The 18,584-nt window shown below is 70.9% G+C and carries 19 protein-coding genes and 1 tRNA gene; 9 read left to right on the top strand and 11 right to left on the bottom strand.

Annotation, left to right across the window (positions count from 1 at the left end; translation table 11 throughout):
• Positions 1–50 precede the first annotated feature (50 nt).
• The 3 genes from QF034_RS22420 to QF034_RS22430 form a co-directional block, all read right to left on the bottom strand.
• Positions 51–124 (bottom strand) — tRNA-Pro (locus tag QF034_RS22420).
• A 47-nt stretch (positions 125–171) separates the two neighbouring features.
• Positions 172–945: a Pr6Pr family membrane protein gene (locus tag QF034_RS22425; protein ID WP_307176652.1), complete on the bottom strand. Its 774-nt coding sequence runs from the start codon at positions 943–945 to the stop codon at positions 172–174.
• Positions 946–1,115: 170 nt separating this feature from the next.
• Positions 1,116–2,042 carry a metallophosphoesterase gene (locus QF034_RS22430; protein ID WP_307176653.1) on the bottom strand — a complete coding sequence of 309 codons (927 nt, stop codon included), beginning with the start codon at positions 2,040–2,042 and terminating at the stop codon, positions 1,116–1,118.
• A gap of 146 nt (positions 2,043–2,188) precedes the next feature.
• On the opposite strand from QF034_RS22430, the gene QF034_RS22435 reads away from it, so the two are divergent.
• A complete protein-coding gene (locus QF034_RS22435) occupies positions 2,189–2,653 on the top strand; it encodes a GatB/YqeY domain-containing protein (protein ID WP_020271803.1) in 465 nt (154 codons plus the stop codon).
• A 110-nt stretch (positions 2,654–2,763) separates the two neighbouring features.
• Here QF034_RS22435 and QF034_RS22440 read toward each other — a convergent pair whose 3' ends face one another.
• The gene (locus QF034_RS22440) at positions 2,764–5,067 is read right to left on the bottom strand and encodes a transglycosylase domain-containing protein (protein WP_307176654.1); all 2,304 of its coding nucleotides are present in this window, start codon (positions 5,065–5,067) and stop codon (positions 2,764–2,766) included.
• A 408-nt stretch (positions 5,068–5,475) separates the two neighbouring features.
• Between QF034_RS22440 and wblA the strand changes: the two genes are divergently transcribed.
• Positions 5,476–5,814, top strand: coding sequence for a transcriptional regulator WblA (gene wblA / locus QF034_RS22445; protein ID WP_010031964.1), 339 nt, complete (start codon positions 5,476–5,478; stop codon positions 5,812–5,814).
• A 69-nt stretch (positions 5,815–5,883) separates the two neighbouring features.
• Here the strand turns inward: wblA and bagB are convergent, their stop codons facing one another.
• Complete coding sequence (bagB, locus tag QF034_RS22450; RefSeq protein ID WP_307176655.1) at positions 5,884–7,317, bottom strand: ATPase BagB; 1,434 nt, start codon at positions 7,315–7,317, stop codon at positions 5,884–5,886.
• Positions 7,318–7,388: 71 nt separating this feature from the next.
• Positions 7,389–8,366 (bottom strand): ATPase BagA, encoded by a 978-nt coding sequence (gene bagA / locus QF034_RS22455; protein WP_307176656.1) that lies wholly within the window; start codon positions 8,364–8,366, stop codon positions 7,389–7,391.
• Positions 8,367–8,506: 140 nt separating this feature from the next.
• On the opposite strand from bagA, the gene sp36 reads away from it, so the two are divergent.
• The 4 genes from sp36 to QF034_RS22475 all read left to right on the top strand — a co-directional run bounded on the left by sp36 (position 8,507) and on the right by QF034_RS22475 (position 10,913).
• Entirely contained in the window at positions 8,507–8,665 is a 159-nt protein-coding gene (gene sp36, locus QF034_RS22460) for a Sp36 family protein (protein ID WP_003991873.1), read from the top strand.
• Positions 8,665–9,126, top strand: a complete 462-nt coding sequence (locus QF034_RS22465) for a RidA family protein (RefSeq protein WP_307176657.1) — start codon at positions 8,665–8,667, stop codon at positions 9,124–9,126. The genes sp36 and QF034_RS22465 overlap by 1 nt, the downstream gene beginning before the upstream one ends.
• Before the next feature lie 81 nt (positions 9,127–9,207).
• Entirely contained in the window at positions 9,208–10,086 is an 879-nt protein-coding gene (locus QF034_RS22470) for an NUDIX hydrolase (RefSeq protein ID WP_307176658.1), read from the top strand.
• On the top strand, positions 10,083–10,913 hold the full coding sequence (locus QF034_RS22475) for an MBL fold metallo-hydrolase (protein WP_307176659.1): 831 nt from the start codon (positions 10,083–10,085) through the stop codon (positions 10,911–10,913). The genes QF034_RS22470 and QF034_RS22475 overlap by 4 nt, the downstream gene beginning before the upstream one ends.
• A gap of 77 nt (positions 10,914–10,990) precedes the next feature.
• On the opposite strand, the gene QF034_RS22480 is transcribed toward QF034_RS22475, so the two are convergent.
• Positions 10,991–11,665, bottom strand: a complete 675-nt coding sequence (locus QF034_RS22480) for a Crp/Fnr family transcriptional regulator (RefSeq protein ID WP_010031945.1) — start codon at positions 11,663–11,665, stop codon at positions 10,991–10,993.
• A 273-nt stretch (positions 11,666–11,938) separates the two neighbouring features.
• On the opposite strand from QF034_RS22480, the gene nth reads away from it, so the two are divergent.
• The 3 genes from nth to QF034_RS22495 all read left to right on the top strand — a co-directional run bounded on the left by nth (position 11,939) and on the right by QF034_RS22495 (position 15,078).
• Entirely contained in the window at positions 11,939–13,072 is a 1,134-nt protein-coding gene (gene nth, locus QF034_RS22485; protein ID WP_370880832.1) for an endonuclease III, read from the top strand.
• A 97-nt stretch (positions 13,073–13,169) separates the two neighbouring features.
• Positions 13,170–13,865 (top strand): NUDIX hydrolase, encoded by a 696-nt coding sequence (locus QF034_RS22490; RefSeq protein ID WP_307176661.1) that lies wholly within the window; start codon positions 13,170–13,172, stop codon positions 13,863–13,865.
• A 13-nt stretch (positions 13,866–13,878) separates the two neighbouring features.
• Positions 13,879–15,078, top strand: a complete 1,200-nt coding sequence (locus QF034_RS22495; protein WP_307176662.1) for a MarP family serine protease — start codon at positions 13,879–13,881, stop codon at positions 15,076–15,078.
• 51 nt (positions 15,079–15,129) lie between these two features.
• On the opposite strand, the gene QF034_RS22500 is transcribed toward QF034_RS22495, so the two are convergent.
• The 4 genes from QF034_RS22500 to nhaA all read right to left on the bottom strand — a co-directional run bounded on the left by QF034_RS22500 (position 15,130) and on the right by nhaA (position 18,420).
• A complete protein-coding gene (locus QF034_RS22500) occupies positions 15,130–15,312 on the bottom strand; it encodes a hypothetical protein (RefSeq protein ID WP_078602692.1) in 183 nt (60 codons plus the stop codon).
• Positions 15,313–15,439: 127 nt separating this feature from the next.
• Positions 15,440–16,378, bottom strand: a complete 939-nt coding sequence (locus QF034_RS22505) for an alpha/beta fold hydrolase (RefSeq protein WP_307176663.1) — start codon at positions 16,376–16,378, stop codon at positions 15,440–15,442.
• Positions 16,375–16,863 (bottom strand): phage holin family protein, encoded by a 489-nt coding sequence (locus tag QF034_RS22510; protein ID WP_306965074.1) that lies wholly within the window; start codon positions 16,861–16,863, stop codon positions 16,375–16,377. Before QF034_RS22510 ends, QF034_RS22505 begins: the two co-directional genes overlap by 4 nt.
• 120 nt (positions 16,864–16,983) lie before the next feature.
• Positions 16,984–18,420, bottom strand: a complete 1,437-nt coding sequence (gene nhaA / locus QF034_RS22515; protein WP_307176664.1) for a Na+/H+ antiporter NhaA — start codon at positions 18,418–18,420, stop codon at positions 16,984–16,986.
• Positions 18,421–18,584 lie beyond the last annotated feature (164 nt).

An 18,584-nucleotide genomic window follows, 5' to 3' on the forward strand; every position in this document is an offset into this window, starting at 1 on the left:
AGGGACCTGATCCGCTAAGCGGATCAGGTCCCTGACCTGGTACTTCACTGTCGGGGTGGCGGGATTTGAACCCACGACCTCTTCGTCCCGAACGAAGCGCGCTGCCAAGCTGCGCTACACCCCGATGTCGCTGCTGTCGCGGCGACGACGTTTACTTTAGCCCACTGGTGGCTAGAGACGAAATCCGGTTTTCCAGGGGTGACGGAGGGGGTTCGGGCGGGCGTGGTCGAGGGCCACGAGGAGGACCGCGAGGGCGTAGAAGGAGAGGCCGAGGAGGAGGGCGTTGCCGAGGACCTTCTTGTAGCCGTCCTGGTCGACGTCCAGGAAGGGGTAGAGGTAGCGGTCGGGGGTGCCCGGCAGGAGCAGCTCGCCTCGGATGAGGGAGAAGGCCAGGTAGGCCAGGGGGTAGAGCAGCCACGTGCTGGCCTGGCGCAGGTGCAGGCGGCCGGGGGCCGTGAGCAGGAGCCAGTCCAGTACGGCCGCGATCGGGGTCAGCGTGTGGAGGGTGTGGTGGGCGACGGCCTGCCAGCCCGTGGGAGCGGCCGCGGCCTCGCCCGTGAGGGAGAAGGGGCTCGCCTCGTTCGCCAGGAGCAGGTGGTACACCAGGGACGCGATGACGACGTAGAGCAGGGTCGCGCCCAGGACGGCTCCTGGCAGCGGGCGGCCGGCCGTCCACGCGCGGCGGGCCGAGAGGGCCATCACCAGTGCGAGGAGGATGTTGCTCTGGATCGCGAAGTAGCCGAGGGCCCGGGACGGGTCGCCCAGGAGTATGTCGAGCGTCACGCCCGCGGTCGCCGCGAGGGCGACCAGCAGGCGGAAGGCCGCGGCCGCGGGGCGGCGGACCGGGGTGACGACGGCCGTGGCGGGGACGGGGGAGGGCTTCAACGCGGGCTTGCCCGGAATCGCGGGGAGATCCGGTATGTCCCGGGGTATCGGGGCGGTCATGCCCCCACGCTGACAGAAACGGACATAGCGGGCGATGTGGGCGGGCTGTGTGGGTTAACGGGTCTCCCATCGACCCGTGATCGTCCTCCCGTCGACCCGTGATCGTCCTCTGATCGACTGATCGACTGATCGACTGATCGACTCCTGATCGACCCCGGGCGGAGGCTCCCCTACTCCCGCCCCACCAACGTCAGCAACGTCGCCTCCGGCGGGCACGCGAACCGTACCGGTGTGTAGCGGTTCGTGCCGCAGCCCGCCGAGACGTGCAGGTACGACGTACGGCCCTCCGCCGTGTGCGTGGACAGGCCCTTCACGCGGTCCGTGTCCAGGTCGCAGTTGGTGACCAGGGCGCCGTAGAAGGGGATGCACAGCTGGCCGCCGTGGGTGTGGCCGGCCAGGACCAAGGGGTAGCCGTCGGCCGTGAAGGCGTCCAGCGTGCGCAGGTACGGCGCGTGGACCACGCCCATGGAGAAGTCGGCGGAATCCGACGGGCCGCCGGCCACCTGCTCGTAGCGGTCCCGCTTGATGTGCGGGTCGTCCAAACCCGTCAGCTCCAGCGAGACGCCGTCGATCTTGAGCGTGCCGCGCGTGTTCGTCAGGTTCAGCCAGCCCGCCGCGTCGAAGGCGTCCCGCATGTCCTCCCACGGGATGTGGGCCACGCCGACGGCCGGCGGGTTGCCGTTCAGGCCGTGGCGGCCCTGCACCTTCTCCCACAGGTAGAGGGCGGGGTTGCGGAACCTCGGGCCGTAGTAGTCGTTGGAGCCGAAGACGTACGCCCCGGGGAACTCCATCAGGGGGCCGAGCGCGTCCAGGACCTCCGGGATGCCCTCCGGGTCGGAGAGGTTGTCACCCGTGTTGATCACGAAGTCGGGGCGCAGGCCGGCCAGGGACCGCAGCCAGCGCTGCTTCTTGCGCTGGCCGCTGACCATGTGGATGTCGGAGACCTGCAACACGCGCAGGGGGCGCATTCCCGAGGGCAGGACCGGGACCGTGACCCGGCGGAGGCGGAAGGAGCGGGCCTCGAAGCCCGCCGAGTACAACAGACCGGCGGCACCAGCCGCCGCGATTCCCAGAGGGACTCCGTATCGCGCGCGCATAGGACCATCGTGTCAGACCGCGCCGGTCGTCTCCGACCGGCGGTGCCCGAAATCCCCTGACGGCCCCGGCCCTTCGACCGTCCTTTGTGGCATCGCCCCGCAAATCAGGGGGCGCCCGCCCGCCCGCACCTGCGACAATCAACCTCATGACCACGCTCAAGTCGAAGCTGCAGGACGACCTCAACGCCGCGATCAAGGAGCGCGATGAGCTCCGCTCCTCGACGCTCCGGCTGACCCTCGCCGCGATCACCAAGGAGGAGGTCGCGGGCAAGGAGAAGCGCGAGCTCTCCGACGACGAGGTGCAGAAGGTGATCACCCGGGAGGCGAAGAAGCGCCGTGAGGCGGCCGAGGCCTTCGCGCAGGGTGGTCGCGCCGAGAGTGCGGAGCGGGAGAAGGCGGAGGGCGAGGTGCTCGCCGCGTACCTGCCGAAGCAGCTCAGCGACGACGAGCTGAACCGGATTGTCGCCCAGGCCGTCGAGGAGGCGAAGGCGGCCGGGGCGGAGGGACCGCGGGCCATGGGTGCGGTCATGAAGATCGTGAACCCGAAGGTCGCGGGCCAGGCCGAGGGCGGCCGCGTCGCCGCTGCGGTGAAGAAGATCCTCGCGGGCTAGGACACCCGGCCCCTTCCCGCCGTACGAAGATCTTCGACGGCGGGAAGGGGCCGTCCGCGTTCAGGACGCCGCGTCAGCCGCCTCGGCCGCGTCGATCCGAGCCGGCCGCGTCAGCCGCGCCCCCCGTTCCCGTTGCCCCCGTTGCCCCCGTTGCCCCCGTTGCCCTGACCCCGGAAGAACCCCTCCGGGATGCTGAACGACGGTGTCGGGAAGGTCCCGCCGTCCCCGCCGCCGCTGTTGTTGCCGCCGACCAGGCCGCCGATGAAGCCGTCGTCGCCGTTGTCGCCCTCGTCCCCGTCGTCGCGGCCCTCGTCGTCGCCGTCGCCGCGGTTCCGGTCGACGCCCGGGGGGATGTGGACGGTGTTGAAGTTCTCGACGGGCTTGCCCTCCAGCGCGCCGGTCATCATGTCGCCCCAGATCGGTCCGGGGACCTCGCCGCCGAACACCTTGTCGTACGGGACGCCGCCGATGGTGATGCCGACCATCTTCCGCTTGTGTGCGGGGTCGCCGACCCACACGGCACCGGCCATGTTCGGCGTGTAGCCCACGAACCAGGCCGCGTAGCGCTCGTCCGTCGTACCGGTCTTACCGGCGCTGGGGCGGCTGCCGAGGCCGGCCTTCTTGCCCGTACCGTCCTCGACGACGCCCCGCAGCAGCGTGTTGATGGTGTCGGCGGTCTTCTCCGACATCGCCCGCGAGCAGGTGGACTTCGGGACCTGGAGCGACTTCGTGCTGTCGCCGACACGCCGGCTGATCGACTCGATGGCGACCGGCGTGCAGTACATGCCGCGCGAGGCGAACGTGGCGTACGCGTTCGCCATGGTCAGCGGGGACATCTCCTGGGTGCCGAGGGCGATGGAGGGCACCTGGGGCATCTTGTCGCCGTCGGCCCGCTCGACGCCCATCTTCTTCGCCATCGTCGTCACCGGGCAGATGCCGATGTCGCCGATCATCTGCACGTAGTAGGTGTTGACCGACTTGGCGGTCGCCTCCCTCATGTCGTACGGGCCGACCTCGGACTCGTTCTCGTTCTCGACCTTGGCAGGGTTGGTCCGGCTGTTCTGCCAGGTCCTGCCGTCGCAGGCCGAAACCGGGCTCGGATACGGCATCTGGTACGGCGAGGGGTACGCCTTGTTCGCCGGCATGCCGTCCTCGAGGGCCGCGGCGGCCACGATCGGCTTGAACGTCGAACCGGGCTGGTAGCCCATGCCGCCGCCCATCGACTGGTCGACGGAGAGGTTGATCTGCGTCTGGTTCTTGCCGAAGCCGTACGGGCGCGACTGGCCCATGGCGAGGATCTTGCCGGTGCCGGGCTGGACGAGGGAGACGGCGGTGGCCACCTCGTCGCTCTTGTAGACGTGGTCCTTGATGGACCGCTGTGCCGCGTTCTGGGCCTGCGGGTCCATGGTGGTCCGGATGGTGAGACCGCCCTGGTTCCAGACCTTCGCCCGCTTCTCCCTGGTCTTGCCGAAGACCGGGTCGTTCAGGAAGACCTCGCGCACGTAGTCGCAGAAGAAGCCCGCGCCCTTGGTCGCCGTGATGCAGCCGTTCTTGGGCTTGCTGACCTTCAGGCCCAGCGGCGCCTTCATCGCCTCGGCGGCCTGCGCCCGGGAGATGTCGCCGACCTCGGCCATGCGCCGGAGCACGGTGTTGCGGCGCTTGGTGGCCTCCGCCTCGTCGTTGACCGGGTCGTACCGGCTGGGCGACTGGACGATGCCGGCGAGGAGGGCCGCCTCCTGGACGTTCAGGTCCTTGGCGGACTTGGAGAAGTAGCGCCGGGCCGCGGCCTCGACGCCGTAGGCCTGCTGTCCGAAGAACGTGATGTTCAGGTAGTTCTGGAGGATCTTCTTCTTCCCGAGCTCCTCCTCGACCTGGATCGCGTACTTCAGTTCGCGGATCTTGCGGCCGATGGTCTGCTGGGTGGCCTGCGCGACCTTCGTCGGGTCGTCGCCGGCCTCCTCGACGAAGACGTTCTTCACGTACTGCTGCGTCAGGGTCGAGGCGCCCTGGGCGACCTCACCGCTGCGCGCGTTCTTGTTGAGGGCGCGCAGGACGCCCTTCAGGTCGACCGCGCCGTGCTGGTAGAAGCGCGAGTCCTCGATCGCGACGATCGCCTTCTGCATGTACGGCGAGACGTCCTTGAGGGGGACCACCGTGCGGTCGCGCGAGTAGACCGTGGCGATCTGGCCGCCGTCCGCGTCGAGGATCGTGGTGCGCTGGCTCAGGGGCGGGGTCTTCATGGTGGCCGGGAGTTCGTCGAAGCTCTCGACCGATCCCTTCGCCGCCAGCCCCAGCGCGCCCACCGCGGGCAGCGCGATACCGGCCAGCACGGCTCCCGCGAGAACACTGACACCGAGGAACTTGGCGGCCTGCTGCGTGGGAGACAGACCACCGCCCGAGCGCTTCTTTGGCATGAGGGCAGCCTACGTTCTCATTCGCCGGACAGGCGTATAGGCCTTGGCCTAAGCTGCTCTCAACTGTCACAGCAGTGAGACCACGTATCAATACGTCCGGCGACCCCGAATCGTTCCGGATGTTCCCCAACTTTTTTGATGGGGTCGTGTCCGAATCCGCCTTGTGTGTCATACGGCGTCCGTTGTGACGCATGCGAACTGTCCTGGTTTGCCAGGAAGGTTACGTATGTCGCCAGCTCACTCCCCCGGGTGATCTGCCGCTTACCCATAGTCCGTTCGGACCATTCAAGATTGGGCCCGCTGGGGGTGTTGCGCTGTGCCCACCTTCCGTAACGTCCTCAACTGGCGGCGGTGAATATGCCGCTGCCGCCGTGGGGGAGCCTCGATTCGGGAGAGGACGGCGCCGGTATGGGCTGGGTAGTCGACTGGAGTGCGCAGGCGGCCTGCCGCACTACCGATCCGGATGAACTGTTCGTTCAAGGAGCAGCGCAGAACAGGGCCAAGGCGGTGTGCACGGGATGCCCGGTGCGCACGGAGTGCCTGGCCGACGCGCTGGACAACCGCGTCGAGTTCGGCGTGTGGGGAGGCATGACGGAGCGGGAGCGCCGCGCACTGCTGCGCAGGCGTCCCACCGTGACCTCCTGGCGCCGGCTGCTGGAGACGGCGCGCACGGAGTACGAGCGCGGCACGGGCATCGTGCCCCTCGACGACGACGAGGTCTACGAGAACTACGCGGCGGTGAGCTGAGGGGTTCCTTCCGGGAGCTTCGACGGTCCGAGGGCCCTTGAGGGGCCCTTCGCCATCGCCGGGTTGCCCTCAGGCACTCGCCTCGGGTCGGCTGTCCGGGTGGGGCAGCTCGGAGTCGTCGGCGGGGTCGGGAAGCTCGCGCTCGTTCGCCGCGAGGCGGTCGCCGATGTCGCGCAGTCCACCGAGGTCGTGCACATCGCCGGGCAGCGCGCCCACTTCCGTCACGGCCACCTCGGGGTGGAGCGCGGTGAAGCGGTCACGCGTGCGCTGCTCACGGGAGAGCAGCTGCATACGTTCGGCGTGCAGCCTCAGGAGGCCTGCCGTGAGCTGGTCGACGGACCGCTCAGTGTTCTCGGAGTTCTTGGTGTTCCCGGCGTTCCCGGCGTCCTCGGTGGGGGAGCCACCGTCAGAAGCCTCAGCAGTAGCCGGAGCTGGTGTTTCGGATGTGGGAGAGCCTGAACTGTCATACGTGTCGAGGGAGTTACGAAGTACTGCTTTCCCGCCCTCCTGATCCACAATGCGGGGCTCTTCAAGATTTTCCGCGGCGGCGAGCGCCCGCTCGGCCGACAGGCCTCCGGCGCCGCTGCCGTGGACCCGGTTGAGCACCAGCCCGGCGAGCGGCATGTCCTCCGCGGCCAGGCGCTCCACGAAGTACGCGGCCTCGCGCAGCGCGTCCCGCTCCGGGGCCGCGACCACGAGGAACGCCGTGCCGGGCGCCTGGAGCAGCTTGTACGTGGCGTCCGCACGCGTGCGGAACCCGCCGAAGGTCGTGTCCATCGCGGACACGAACGTCTGCACGTCCTTGAGGAGCTGGCCGCCGAGCAGCTTGCCGAGGGTGCCGGTCATCATCGACATGCCGACGTTCAGGAACTTCATGCCGGCGCGGCCGCCCAGCTTCGCCGGTGCCGTCAGCAGCCGGATCAGCCGCCCGTCCAGGAACGACCCGAGCCGCTTGGGCGCGTCCAGGAAGTCCAGCGCCGAGCGGGAGGGCGGGGTGTCGACGACGATCAGGTCCCACTCGTCCCTGGCCCGCAGCTGCCCGAGCTTCTCCATCGCCATGTACTCCTGCGTGCCCGCGAAGCCCGCCGAGAGCGACTGGTAGAAGGGGTTGCCCAGGATCGCGGCGGCCCGCTCGGGGTCCGCGTGCGCCTCGACGATCTCGTCGAAGGTGCGCTTCATGTCGAGCATCATCGCGTGCAGCTCGCCGCCCGCGGAGTCGTCGATGCCCTTCACCCGGCGCGGGGTGTTGTCGAGGGAGTCGATGCCCATGGACTGGGCGAGCCGGCGGGCCGGGTCGATGGTGAGGACGACGACCTTGCGGCCCCGCTCTGCCGCGCGCAGCCCCAGGGCCGCCGCGGTCGTGGTCTTGCCGACCCCGCCCGAGCCGCAGCAGACCACGATCCGGGTCTTCGGGTCCGCCAGCAGCGGATCGACGTCGAGGACGCGCGCGGGGGACAGATGGCGGGCCGGGTCGTGGGTGTGGGCCGGGTCCGGACGACTCATGACATCCCCTGCTTCCGACTCATGACGGGCCTTGCCTGTGTGCTGTTCCCGGGGCCCGCGGCCTGCCCGGCTCATGACACGCCCTGCTCGCGCAGCTCGCGGGCCAGCTCGTACAGCCCCGCCAGGTCCATGCCCTCGGCGAACAGCGGCAGTTCGTGCAGCGGCAGGCCCAGCTCGGTGAGCACCGCGCGCTGCTCGTGCTCCAGCGCGTACCGCTCGGCGTACTCCTCGGCCTGGGCGAGCAACGGATCCACCAGCTGCTCCGCGCGCCCGCCGCGTCGCGCCCCGCCGAGCCCGGCGGACGACAGCGACCGCGCAACGGTGGAACGCGGGGCCGTCCTGACGAGTTCCAGGTCGGCCGCGTCCAACACCTCCGGCCGGACCATGTTCACGATGATCCGTCCCACCGGCAGCCGCGCCGACCGCAGCTCGGCGATGCCGTCCACCGTTTCCTGGACGGGCATCTCCTCCAGCAGCGTCACCAGGTGCACGGCCGTCTCCGGCGACTTCAGCACCCGCATCACGGCCTGGGCCTGATTGTGTATCGGGCCGATCTTGGCGAGGCCGGCGACCTCGTCGTTGACGTTCAGGAAGCGCGTGATGCGTCCGGTGGGCGGGGCGTCCATGACGACGTAGTCGTACGCGAACCGCCCGCTCTTGTCCTTGCGGCGTACCGCCTCGCACGCCTTGCCCGTGAGGAGTACGTCCCTCAGGCCGGGCGCGATGGTGGTGGCGAAGTCGATCGCGCCGAGCTTCTTCAGGGCCCGCCCGGCGCTGCCCAGCTTGTAGAACATCTGGAGGTAGTCCAGAAGGGCCAGTTCGGGGTCGATGGCCAGCGCGTACACCTCCCCGCCCCCGGGAGCGACCGCGATCTTCCGTTCCTCATAAGGCAGCGCCTCCGTTTCGAAGAGCTGCGCGATTCCCTGGCGACCCTCGACCTCGACGAGAAGCGTCCGCTTCCCCTCCGTGGCCAGGGCCAGCGCTAGGGCCGCGGCCACCGTGGTCTTGCCGGTACCGCCCTTGCCGCTGACGACCTGGAGCCTGCTCACGTATTCGAGCCTAACCAGTCCGTGCCCGGGCTACGCGGGAGGCTGTGGATAACCGTCGTCATGGCCGCCGGGCGACGGCTCCGGTCCCGGGGCGTGGTCGGCCGCGTGGCCCCTCTCCATCAGCGGCTAGAGTCGGCCGCATGACCAAGTGGGAATACGCAACCGTGCCGCTGCTCGTCCACGCCACGAAGCAGATTCTGGACACCTGGGGCGAGGACGGCTGGGAGCTCGTCCAGGTCGTGCCCGGGCCGAACAACCCCGAGCAACTCGTGGCCTACCTGAAGCGGGAGAAGCAGTAATGGGCGCCGTCGAGGCGAAGCTGGCCGAGCTCGGCCTGACCCTGCCCGACGTCGTCCCGCCGCTCGCCGCGTACCAGCCGGCCGTGCAGTCCGGGCCGTACGTCTACACCGCCGGGCAGCTCCCGATGGTGGAGGGCAAGCTTCCGGTCACCGGCAAGGTCGGTGCGGAGGTCACCCCGGAGGAGGCCAAGGAACTGGCACGCACGTGTGCGCTGAACGCCCTGGCCGCCGTCAAGTCCGTCGCCGGTGACCTGGACCGCATCGCGCGCGTGGTGAAGGTCGTGGGCTTCGTGGCCTCGGCCTCGGACTTCACGGGCCAGCCCGCGGTGCTGAACGGCGCCAGCGAGCTGCTCGGCGAGGTCCTCGGCGACAGGGGCGTGCACGCGCGCAGCGCGGTGGGCGTGGCGGTGCTGCCGCTGGACGCACCGGTGGAGGTCGAGATCCAGGTGGAGCTCGCCTGACCCCCTGTCGGTGGTCCTAGCTGCGGAATCCGTCCCCGGGGCCACTCGAACATCCGCCCGTCACGGGATAGCCTCGCGCCCATGGCGAACGGTCAGTGGTACCCCCCGGAGTGGCCGGACCGCATCCGCGCACTCGCGGCCGGCACCCTCACCCCGGTGACCCCCAGGCGCGCGGCCACCGTCATGCTCCTCAAGGACACCGGCACCGGCCCCGCCGTCCATATGCTGCGCAGACGCGCCTCCATGGCCTTCGCCGGAGGCGCGTACGCCTATCCGGGCGGCGGCGTCGACCCCCGGGACGACGACCACCAGGTCCGCTGGGCGGGCCCCACGCGCGCGTGGTGGGCGGACCGGCTCGGTGTCGACGAGGCGACGGCCCAGGCGATCGTCTGCGCGGCCGTCCGGGAGACGTACGAGGAGGCGGGCGTGCTGCTCGCCGGCGAGACGCCCGACTCGGTCGTCGGCGACACCACCGGCGCCGACTGGGAGGCCGACCGTGCCGCCCTGGTCGACCGGGACCTGTCCTTCGCGGAGTTCCTGGACCGCCGCGGCCTGGTCCTGCGCTCCGACCTGCTCGGCGCCTGGACCCGCTGGATCACCCCGGAGTTCGAGGCCCGCCGCTACGACACGTGGTTCTTCGTGGCCGCCCTCCCCGAGGGGCAGCGCACCCGCAACGCCTCCACGGAGGCGGACCACGCGGTGTGGATCGCCCCCGGCGAGGCGGCGGCCGGGTACGACACGGGCGAGCTGCTGATGATGCCGCCGACCATCGCGACGCTGCGTCAGCTGACGGCGTACGAGAGCGCTGCCCAGGCGCTCGCGGCCGCCCCCGCCCGGGACCTCACGCCCGTCCTGGCCACCGCCCGCCTGGTGGACGGCGAGATCGTGCTCTCCTGGCCGGGCCACGACGAGTTCACCAAGCACATCCCGACCGCCCCGACCGGTGGAGCCAGCGCATGACGGACGCAGCAGCCCTTCCCGGCCAGCCCCGCGGCGGAGTCCTCTCGGGGCCCGCCACCGCGCGCGCCGTCAACGTCCTGGCCCCCAACCCGTCGGCGATGACCCTGGACGGCACGAACACCTGGATCCTGTCCGAGCCCGACTCGGACCTGGCGGTGGTGGTCGACCCGGGGCCCCTCGACGAGGGGCACCTGCGCCACGTCGTCGCCACGGCCGAGGGGGCCGGCAAGCGCGTCGCCCTGACCCTGCTGACCCACGGTCATCCCGACCACGCGGCGGGCGCCGCCCGGTTCGCCGAACTGACCGGCACGCGCGTGCGTGCGCTCGATCCGGCACTGCGGCTGGGCGACGAGGGCCTGGCCGCCGGAGACGTCATCACCACCGGCGGTCTCGAACTGAGGGTCGTCCCGACCCCCGGCCACACCGCCGACTCCCTCTCCTTCCATCTCCCGGCCGACCAGGCCGTCCTGACCGGCGACACCGTCCTGGGCCGCGGGACGACGGTCGTGGCCCACCCCGACGGCCGTCTCGGCGACTACCTGGACTCCCTGCGGCGCCTCAGGTCCCTCGCGGTCGACGACGGCGTCCACACGGTCCTCCCGGGCCACGGACCGGTCCTGGAGGACGCCCAGGGCGTCGTCGAGTACTACCTCGCCCACCGCGCCCACCGCCTGGCCCAGGTCGAGACGGCCGTCGAGGACGGCTACCGCACCCCCGGTCAGGTCGTCGCCCACGTCTACGCCGACGTCGACCGCTCCCTGTGCCCGGCGGCGGAACTGTCGGTGCGGGCGCAGTTGGACTACCTGGAGGAGCACGGGCTCATCTGACCGTGCCCCCCTACGACGTCGGGCCCCGTCTCGCGAGGAGACGGGGCCCGACGTCGTAGGGCCAGGGCGCGTGCGCGTCAGCGCGAGCGCTTGGCGAGGCGCTCCACGTCCAGGAGGATCACCGCGCGGGCCTCCAGGCGCAGCCAGCCCCGCTGGGCGAAGTCCGCCAGTGCCTTGTTGACCGTCTCGCGGGACGCGCCGACCAGCTGGGCCAGCTCCTCCTGCGTGAGGTCGTGGACGACGTGGATGCCCTCCTCGGACTGCACGCCGAACCGGCGCGAGAGGTCCAGCAGGGCCCGGGCGACACGGCCCGGGACGTCCGAGAAGACGAGGTCGGACATCGCGTCGTTGGTCTTGCGCAGCCGGCGCGCGACGGCGCGCAGGAGCGCCGTGGCCACCTCGGGGCGGGCGTTCAGCCAGGGCTGGAGGTCGCCGTGGCCGAGGCCGAGCAGCTTGACCTCGGTCAGTGCCGTGGCGGTCGCGGTGCGCGGGCCCGGGTCGAACAGCGACAGCTCGCCGATGAGCTCGCCGGGGCCGACCACGGCCAGCATGTTCTCGCGGCCGTCGGGGGACGTGCGGTGGAGCTTGACCTTGCCCTCCGTGACCACGTACAGGCGGTCGCCGGGGTCACCCTCGTGGAACAGCGAGTCGCCGCGCGCGAGGGTCACCTCACTCATGGAGGCGCGGAGCTCCGCGGCCTGCTCGTCGTCGAGCGCCGCGAAGAGCGGATTGCGCCGCAGAACGTCGTCCACGAGTTCTCTCCTTGTCGACCTGCTCAGGGGCTGTCGCCCCCGCGTACCAAGGCACCGTGGTGCCCATTTTGCCTGACGGTCCAAACAGTGTGATCTGTCACAAGGATGCCGCACACGTGTCCCGGGGTACGCGGCAGGGGTCCAATTGGACGCCGATCTTCGGGGTCCGGGCCGGATGTCGGTGCCTGGGCTTAGGCTGGCCGGGTGTCCAAATCGCCGGTGAGAGCACAGGCCGAGGGGGCTGCGCGGGTGGTTGTACGTCGCGATTCCGCTGTGGGCGAACAGAGCCCCGATGGCGGTAGGAAAACGGCGAAAGCGACAGGGGAGGCGGCGCCTTCCGGGAAGCCGACGCCGGCGAAGAAGGCGCTTGCCAGGAGGGCCGGGGCCGCGAGTAAGCAGGCATCTGCGATGCAGGCTGCGGCGGTGAAGAAGACCGCGTCCGCGAAGAAGGCCGCGGCTGCGAAGCAGGCTGCTTCTGCCAAGAAGGCCGCGCCTGGGAAAAAGGCCGCGTCTGCGAAGAAGGCTGCGCCGGCGAAGAAGGCCCCCGCCGCTAAGAAGGTCACCGTCGCGCCCAAGAAGGCCACGGCCCGCGTCAAGGGTGCCGCGGCCAGGGCCGTCGTCCACCCGCCCAGCGGTGAGTCGCCCACCGCCCTGGTCCGCCGGGCCCGCCGGATCAACCGCGAGCTCGCCGAGGTCTACCCGTACGCCCACCCCGAGCTGGACTTCGCCAACCCCTTCCAGCTGGTGGTCGCCACGGTCCTGTCCGCCCAGACCACCGACCTGCGCGTCAACCAGACGACCCCCGCCCTCTTCGCCAAGTACCCCACCCCCGAGGACCTGGCCGCCGCCAACCCGGAGGAGGTGGAGGAGATCCTCCGCCCGTGCGGCTTCTTCCGGGCCAAGACGAAGTCGGTCATAGGGCTGTCCAAGGCCCTGGTGGAGGACTTCGGCGGTGAGGTCCCAGGCCGGCTGGAGGACCTGGTCAAGCTGCCCGGTGTCGGCCGAAAGACCGCGTTCGTCGTGCTCGGCAACGCCTTCGGCCGGCCCGGCATCACCGTGGACACGCACTTCCAGCGCCTGGTGCGCCGCTGGCAGTGGACCGCCGAGACCGACCCGGACAAGATCGAGGCCGCGATCGGCGCGCTCTTCCCGAAGAGCGACTGGACGGACCTCTCACACCACGTGATCTGGCACGGCCGCCGTATCTGCCACGCCCGCAAGCCCGCCTGCGGCGCCTGCCCCATCGCCCCGCTCTGCCCGGCGTACGGCGAGGGCGAGACCGACCCGGAGAAGGCGAAGAAGCTGCTCAAGTACGAGAAGGGCGGCTTCCCAGGCCAGCGTCTGAACCCCCCGCAGGCCTACCTGGACGCGGGCGGCAAACCGGCGCCGCCGCTGGGGGCCGGATGAGCCGCCCCACGAGCCGCCCGATCAGGGGATCGCGGCCGTTCGCGGAACGATCTCAGGGGCGCCGCGCGTTGGAAGCGGCAGGACGACGGGGGTGGCGATGACGCGGGCGAGTGACACACAGGGCGGCCGGGTGACAGTCAGCAAGGAGGGGCTGCCCGCCTGGCTGGACCCGGTGGTGCACGCCGTGGAGACGGTCCGGCCGCGGCAGCTGAGCCGCTTCCTGCCCCCGGAGGACGGCGCCGGGCGCCAGTCCGCCGTGCTGATCCTGTTCGGGGAGGGCGAGCGGGGGCCGGAGCTGCTGCTCATGGAGCGTGCGAGCTCCCTGCGTTCGCACGCCGGGCAGCCCTCCTTCCCCGGCGGCGCCCTCGACCCGGAGGACGGCGACCCGCGGGGCGACGGCCCGTTGCGGGCGGCCTTGCGCGAGGCCGAGGAGGAGACCGGCCTCGATCCCTCGGGCGTCCAGCTGTTCGGCGTCCTGCCCAGGCTCTACATCCCGGTCAGCGGCTTCGTCGTCACCCCGGTGCTGGGCTGGTGGCGTGAGCCCAGCCCGGTCGGGGTCGTCGATCCGAACGAGACCGCCAGGGTCTTCACCGTCCCCGTGGCGGATCTCACGGATCCCGCGAACCGCGCCACCGCCGTCCACCCCAGCGGCCACCGAGGACCGGCATTTCTGGTCGAATCGGCACTTGTCTGGGGTTTCACGGCCGGAATCATCGACCGGCTGCTGCACTACGCGGGCTGGGAGCGGCCCTGGGACCGCGAGAAGCAGGTCCCGCTCGACTGGCGCGCATGACAGGGTGGCCTCCGTGAACGTGCTGGACATCTTGTTGCTGGTCGCCGCCGTGTGGTTCGCGGTCGTGGGGTACCGCCAGGGATTCGTCGTCGGCATCCTGTCGGTGACCGGCTTCCTGGGCGGCGGTCTCGTCGCGGTCTACGCGCTGCCCGTCATCTGGGACGCGATCACGGACAACGCGGAGGTGAGCACGACCGCGGCCGTCGTCGCGGTCGTCGTCGTCATCGTCTGCGCCTCCGTCGGCCAGGCCCTCACCACCCACCTCGGCAACAAGCTGCGCCGGCACATCACCTGGTCCCCGGCCCGGGCCCTGGACGCCACCGGCGGCGCCCTGGTCAACGTCGTGGCGATGCTCCTGGTCGCCTGGCTGATCGGCTCGGCCCTCGCGGGCACCACCCTGCCGACGCTCGGCAAGGAGGTCCGCAACTCCAAGGTGCTGCTCGGCGTCTCCCAGGCGCTGCCGGACCAGGCCGCCACCTGGTTCGCGGACTTCTCCTCGGTCCTCGCGCAGAACGGCTTCCCGCAGGTCTTCAGCCCGTTCTCGAACGAGCCGATCACCGACGTCCAGCCCCCGGACCCGGCCCTGGCGAACAGCCCGGTGGCGACCCGCGCCCAGCGCTCCATCGTCAAGGTCATGGGCACGGCCCCGAGCTGCGGCAAGGTCCTGGAGGGCACCGGCTTCGTCTTCGACGACCGCCGCGTCATGACCAACGCGCACGTGGTGGGCGGCGTCGACGAGCCGACCGTGCAGATAGGCGGCGAGGGCAGGAAGTACGACGCCACGGTCGTGCTCTACGACTGGCGGCGCGACATCGCCGTTCTCGACGTGCCGGACCTCAAGGCGCCCGTGCTGCGGTTCACCACCAAGGACGCGGGCAGCGGCGACGGCGCGATCGTCGCGGGCTTCCCGGAGAACGGGGCGTACGACGTGCGGGCCGCGCGCGTGCGGGGACGCATCACGGCCAACGGCCCGGACATCTACCACCGAGGCACGGTCCGCCGCGACGTCTACTCCCTCTTCGCGACCGTCCGCCAGGGCAACTCCGGCGGCCCGCTGCTCACGCCCGACGGCAGGGTCTACGGCGTCGTCTTCGCCAAGTCCCTCGACGACGCCGAGACGGGTTACGCGCTGACCGTGGACGAGATCCAGCAGGACATCACCAAGGGGCGCACCGCCAACCAGCAGGTGGGCAGTGACAGCTGCGCGCTCTAGGAGCGGCCCTGGGGGCGAGCAGGTCGGGGCGTCACTCGCGCGAGTGACGCCTCAGTCGCGTGTGTGGCGCAGACGTACGGAGACCCAGCGGGCCCGGCGGCGGAGGATGCGCGGGATCCCGACCCTGGGGTCCGCGGTCGCCATCTGCGGTGCACCGCTCCGCTGGTGGGGGTTCGCACCGCCCGCCGAGCGGCGATTGCGGCTTGCGTCACTGTAGTCGTGCGTCCAGCCCATACCCCGACGTGTGCCCCTGCCCCATGGTCGATAACCGCCCCCGGAGCGCCCAATTGGCCTATGCGCCAGGCAATTGGCCGTTCCTCGGACAAGCGTTCACGCGTGGACACCGGCCGCGGTCGTCCGGTCACCGATCGGGTTCGGGATCCTTCAGCCAGTTGATGAGCTCCGAGGAGAACGCGACCGGGTCCTCCTCGTGCGGGAAGTGTCCGAGGCCGTCGAACAGGCGCCAGCGGTACGGGGCTTCGACGTACTCGCCGGACCCGGCCGCGCTGCGCGTGCGCATCACGGGGTCGAGCGAGCCGTGCAGATGGAGCGTCGGCACGCGCACGGGCCGCTTCATCCGGCGGTTGAACTGGATGCCGTCCGGGCGGGCCAGGGAGCGCACCATCCAGCGGTACGGCTCGACCGCGCAGTGCGCCGCGGAGGGGATGCACATGGCCCGGCGGTAGTTCTCCAGCGCCTCGTCCTCCGGCGGGCGCGGCCCGGACCAGTCCTGGATCAGCTCGGCCACGAGCGCCCCGTCCTCGGCGGTGAGCTGCCGCTCCGGGATCCAGGGCCGCTGGAACCCCCAGATGTGTGAACCGGCGCGGGTCTGCTTCACGTCCCGCAGCATCGCCGCGCGCCAGCGCCGCGGATGTGGCATGGACGCGACCGCCAGCCGCCGCACGAGCTTGGGGCGCATCGCGGCCGCCGTCCACGCCAGGTACCCGCCCAGGTCGTGGCCGACCAGCGCGGCATCCGGCTCACCGAGCGAGCGGATCACGCCGGTGACGTCGAGCGCGAGGTTGGCGGGGTCGTAGCCGCGCGGCGTACGGTCGCTGCCCCCGACGCCCCGCAGGTCCATGGCGACGGCCCGGAAGCCGGCGTCGGCGAGCGCCACCAGCTGGTGCCGCCAGGTCCACCAGAACTGCGGGAAGCCGTGCAGCAGCAGGACCAGCGGCCCGTCGCCCAGCTCGGCGATGTGGAAGCGCGCGCCGTTGGCGGCGACGTCGCGGTGGCTCCAGGGTCCGTCCAGCCGCACGGCCGAAGCCGGTTGTGCCGAAGGTGTGGCGGGATCGGTCATGACGACGAGCGTGCCACAGCCTCGATGGCCTCGGGGACCCGGTCCTTCGGCAGCTCGGGCCGCGGGTGCGGCTTGGCCTTCTGGAACACGCCCGCGGTCTCCTTCATCGAGGCGGCGACCTTCTGCGGGCCCTGGCTCTTCTTGGCCTTCTTCGCGAAGACCACGCCGATCAGCGCGAGCACGACCGCGACGAGCACGTTCGCCGCGAAGGACAGCAGGAAGCAGATCGCCAGGTTCCAGTCGGACCAGGTGCGGATGCCGTACGCCAGCGCGAAGTTCAGCATCGGCAGGGAGAACAGCAGTACCGCCCCCGCCATCGAGAAGGCGCCGCCGCTGGTCGCGCCGCGCTTCACGTCCTGCTTGAGCTGCGCCTTGGCCAGCGCGATCTCGTCGTGCACCAGCGCCGACATTTCCGCCGTCGCCGAGGCGAACAGCTGGCCGATGGTGCGTTCGGCGCCGACCGGGCTGCCGTCGGGTGCGCTCATCGCGGTCTCCCTCTTCTGCGTACGGTCCGATGTCCGCGTCTTGTGCCTGACTCGCCACAGTCGTCCCACTGCGTGCGGCCTGACTGCGTACGGTCCCGTCTTTTGTACCGTCTCGTCAGATCATGCCGGACGGTGGTGGTCATCGCCTGCCCCGCCCGGTACTTCGGCAAGCCCGTGGCGCGCGGCTGCCTTCTCCCGGGCGATCCGGCGGTGTTCGGCGGCCTTGCGTTCGTAGAGGTCGGCCAGCCGCTCGTGATAGGCCGGGTCGTCCTCCTCGTAGACGTCCGGGATGCCGTCGGCGTCCTCGTCGCGCTCCTCGTTCTCCCACAGGCGACGGTACTTGGCGTTGCGCATCTTCAGCAGCACGGTCGCGAGTGTCGCGGCGATGAGGGAGCCCAGCAGCACCGCGGCCTTGATCTCGTCCGTCATCGTCTGGTCGCCCTCGAAGGCGAGTTCCCCGATCAGCAGCGACACGGTGAAGCCGATGCCGGCGAGACTCGCCACCGCGAACACGTCCGCCCAGGCGAGGTCGTCGCTGAGCGACGCCCGGGTGAAACGGGCCGTCAGCCACGTGCCGCCGAAGATGCCGAGCGCCTTGCCGACGACCAGGCCGAGGACGACACCGAGGGTCTCGGGCTGGGTGAACACGTCGGCGAGCGCGCCGCCGGAGACGACGACACCGGCGCTGAACAGCGCGAACAGCGGTACGGCCAGCCCTGCCGACAGGGGCCGTACCAGGTGCTCGATGCGCTCACCGGGGGAGTGCGCCTCGCCCTCGTGCCGGTGGCAGCGCAGCATCAGGCCCATGGTGACGCCGGCGATCGTGGCGTGGACGCCGCTGTTGTACATCAGGCCCCAGATGACGAGCGCGAGCGGCATGTACACGTACCAGCCGCGCACGCCGCCCCGCAGCAGCAGCCAGAAGACGGCCAGGCCCGCGACCGCACCGCCGAGCGCGGCGAAGTCCAGGCTGTCGGTGAAGAAGACCGCGATGATCAGGATCGCGAAGAGGTCGTCGACGACGGCGAGCGTGAGCAGGAAGGCCCGCAGCGCGCTCGGCAGGGACGTGCCGATGACCGCGAGCACGGCGAGCGCGAAGGCGATGTCCGTGGCGGTGGGCACGGCCCAGCCGGCGAGCGAGCCGCCGCCGGTGACGTTGGTGAGGACGTAGACCAGCGCCGGTACGGCCATCCCGCACAGCGCGGCGACGACCGGCAGCGCGGCGGCCTTGGGGTCGCGCAGATCACCCGCGACGAGTTCGCGCTTGAGCTCGATCCCGGCGACGAAGAAGAAGACCGCCAGCAGCCCGTCGGCGGCCCAGTGCGCGACCGACAGGTCCAGGCCCAGGGAGGCGGGGCCCAGGTGGAAGTGGGCGACGCTCTCGTAGCTGTCGTGCAGCCCGGGGATGTTCGCCCACAGCAGCGCGGCGACCGCGGCGGCGAGCAGCAGTACCCCGCCGACGGTCTCGGTGCGCAGCGCGTCCGCGACGTAGGTCCGCTCGGGGAGGGAGAGCCGGCCGAGGATCTTGCGGGGGGTGTCGGGGCGGGGCGCGGTCACGGGGGAGACCTCCGGTCGGTGGGCAGGGCTGTACGCATGCCGACCAGACTTCCCGGCGCACCATGGAGCAGTTGTTTTTCTTAGTCTAGGTAAACATATGGCCGGGCGCATCCGGTGATCGTCAACGGGGGTGCCGAGGCACCTCAGTGATCGACACCGGGAGT

The sequence above is a fragment of the Streptomyces africanus genome, assembly GCF_030816955.1.
In the GTDB taxonomy this organism is placed as follows: Bacteria; Actinomycetota; Actinomycetes; order Streptomycetales; family Streptomycetaceae; genus Streptomyces; species Streptomyces africanus.

Bases quoted from the DNA above. Each gene is read 5' to 3' on its own strand.
- QF034_RS22425 (WP_307176652.1), bottom strand. From the start codon at position 945: ATGACCGCCCCGATACCCCGGGACATACCGGATCTCCCCGCGATTCCG.
- QF034_RS22430 (WP_307176653.1), bottom strand. From the start codon at position 2,042: ATGCGCGCGCGATACGGAGTCCCTCTGGGAATCGCGGCGGCTGGTGCC.
- QF034_RS22435 (WP_020271803.1), top strand. From the start codon at position 2,189: ATGACCACGCTCAAGTCGAAGCTGCAGGACGACCTCAACGCCGCGATC.
- QF034_RS22440 (WP_307176654.1), bottom strand. From the start codon at position 5,067: ATGCCAAAGAAGCGCTCGGGCGGTGGTCTGTCTCCCACGCAGCAGGCC.
- wblA (WP_010031964.1), top strand. From the start codon at position 5,476: ATGGGCTGGGTAGTCGACTGGAGTGCGCAGGCGGCCTGCCGCACTACC.
- bagB (WP_307176655.1), bottom strand. From the start codon at position 7,317: ATGAGTCGTCCGGACCCGGCCCACACCCACGACCCGGCCCGCCATCTG.
- sp36 (WP_003991873.1), top strand. From the start codon at position 8,507: ATGACCAAGTGGGAATACGCAACCGTGCCGCTGCTCGTCCACGCCACG.
- QF034_RS22465 (WP_307176657.1), top strand. From the start codon at position 8,665: ATGGGCGCCGTCGAGGCGAAGCTGGCCGAGCTCGGCCTGACCCTGCCC.
- QF034_RS22470 (WP_307176658.1), top strand. From the start codon at position 9,208: ATGGCGAACGGTCAGTGGTACCCCCCGGAGTGGCCGGACCGCATCCGC.
- QF034_RS22475 (WP_307176659.1), top strand. From the start codon at position 10,083: ATGACGGACGCAGCAGCCCTTCCCGGCCAGCCCCGCGGCGGAGTCCTC.
- QF034_RS22490 (WP_307176661.1), top strand. From the start codon at position 13,170: ATGACGCGGGCGAGTGACACACAGGGCGGCCGGGTGACAGTCAGCAAG.
- QF034_RS22500 (WP_078602692.1), bottom strand. From the start codon at position 15,312: ATGGGCTGGACGCACGACTACAGTGACGCAAGCCGCAATCGCCGCTCG.
- QF034_RS22505 (WP_307176663.1), bottom strand. From the start codon at position 16,378: ATGACCGATCCCGCCACACCTTCGGCACAACCGGCTTCGGCCGTGCGG.
- QF034_RS22510 (WP_306965074.1), bottom strand. From the start codon at position 16,863: ATGAGCGCACCCGACGGCAGCCCGGTCGGCGCCGAACGCACCATCGGC.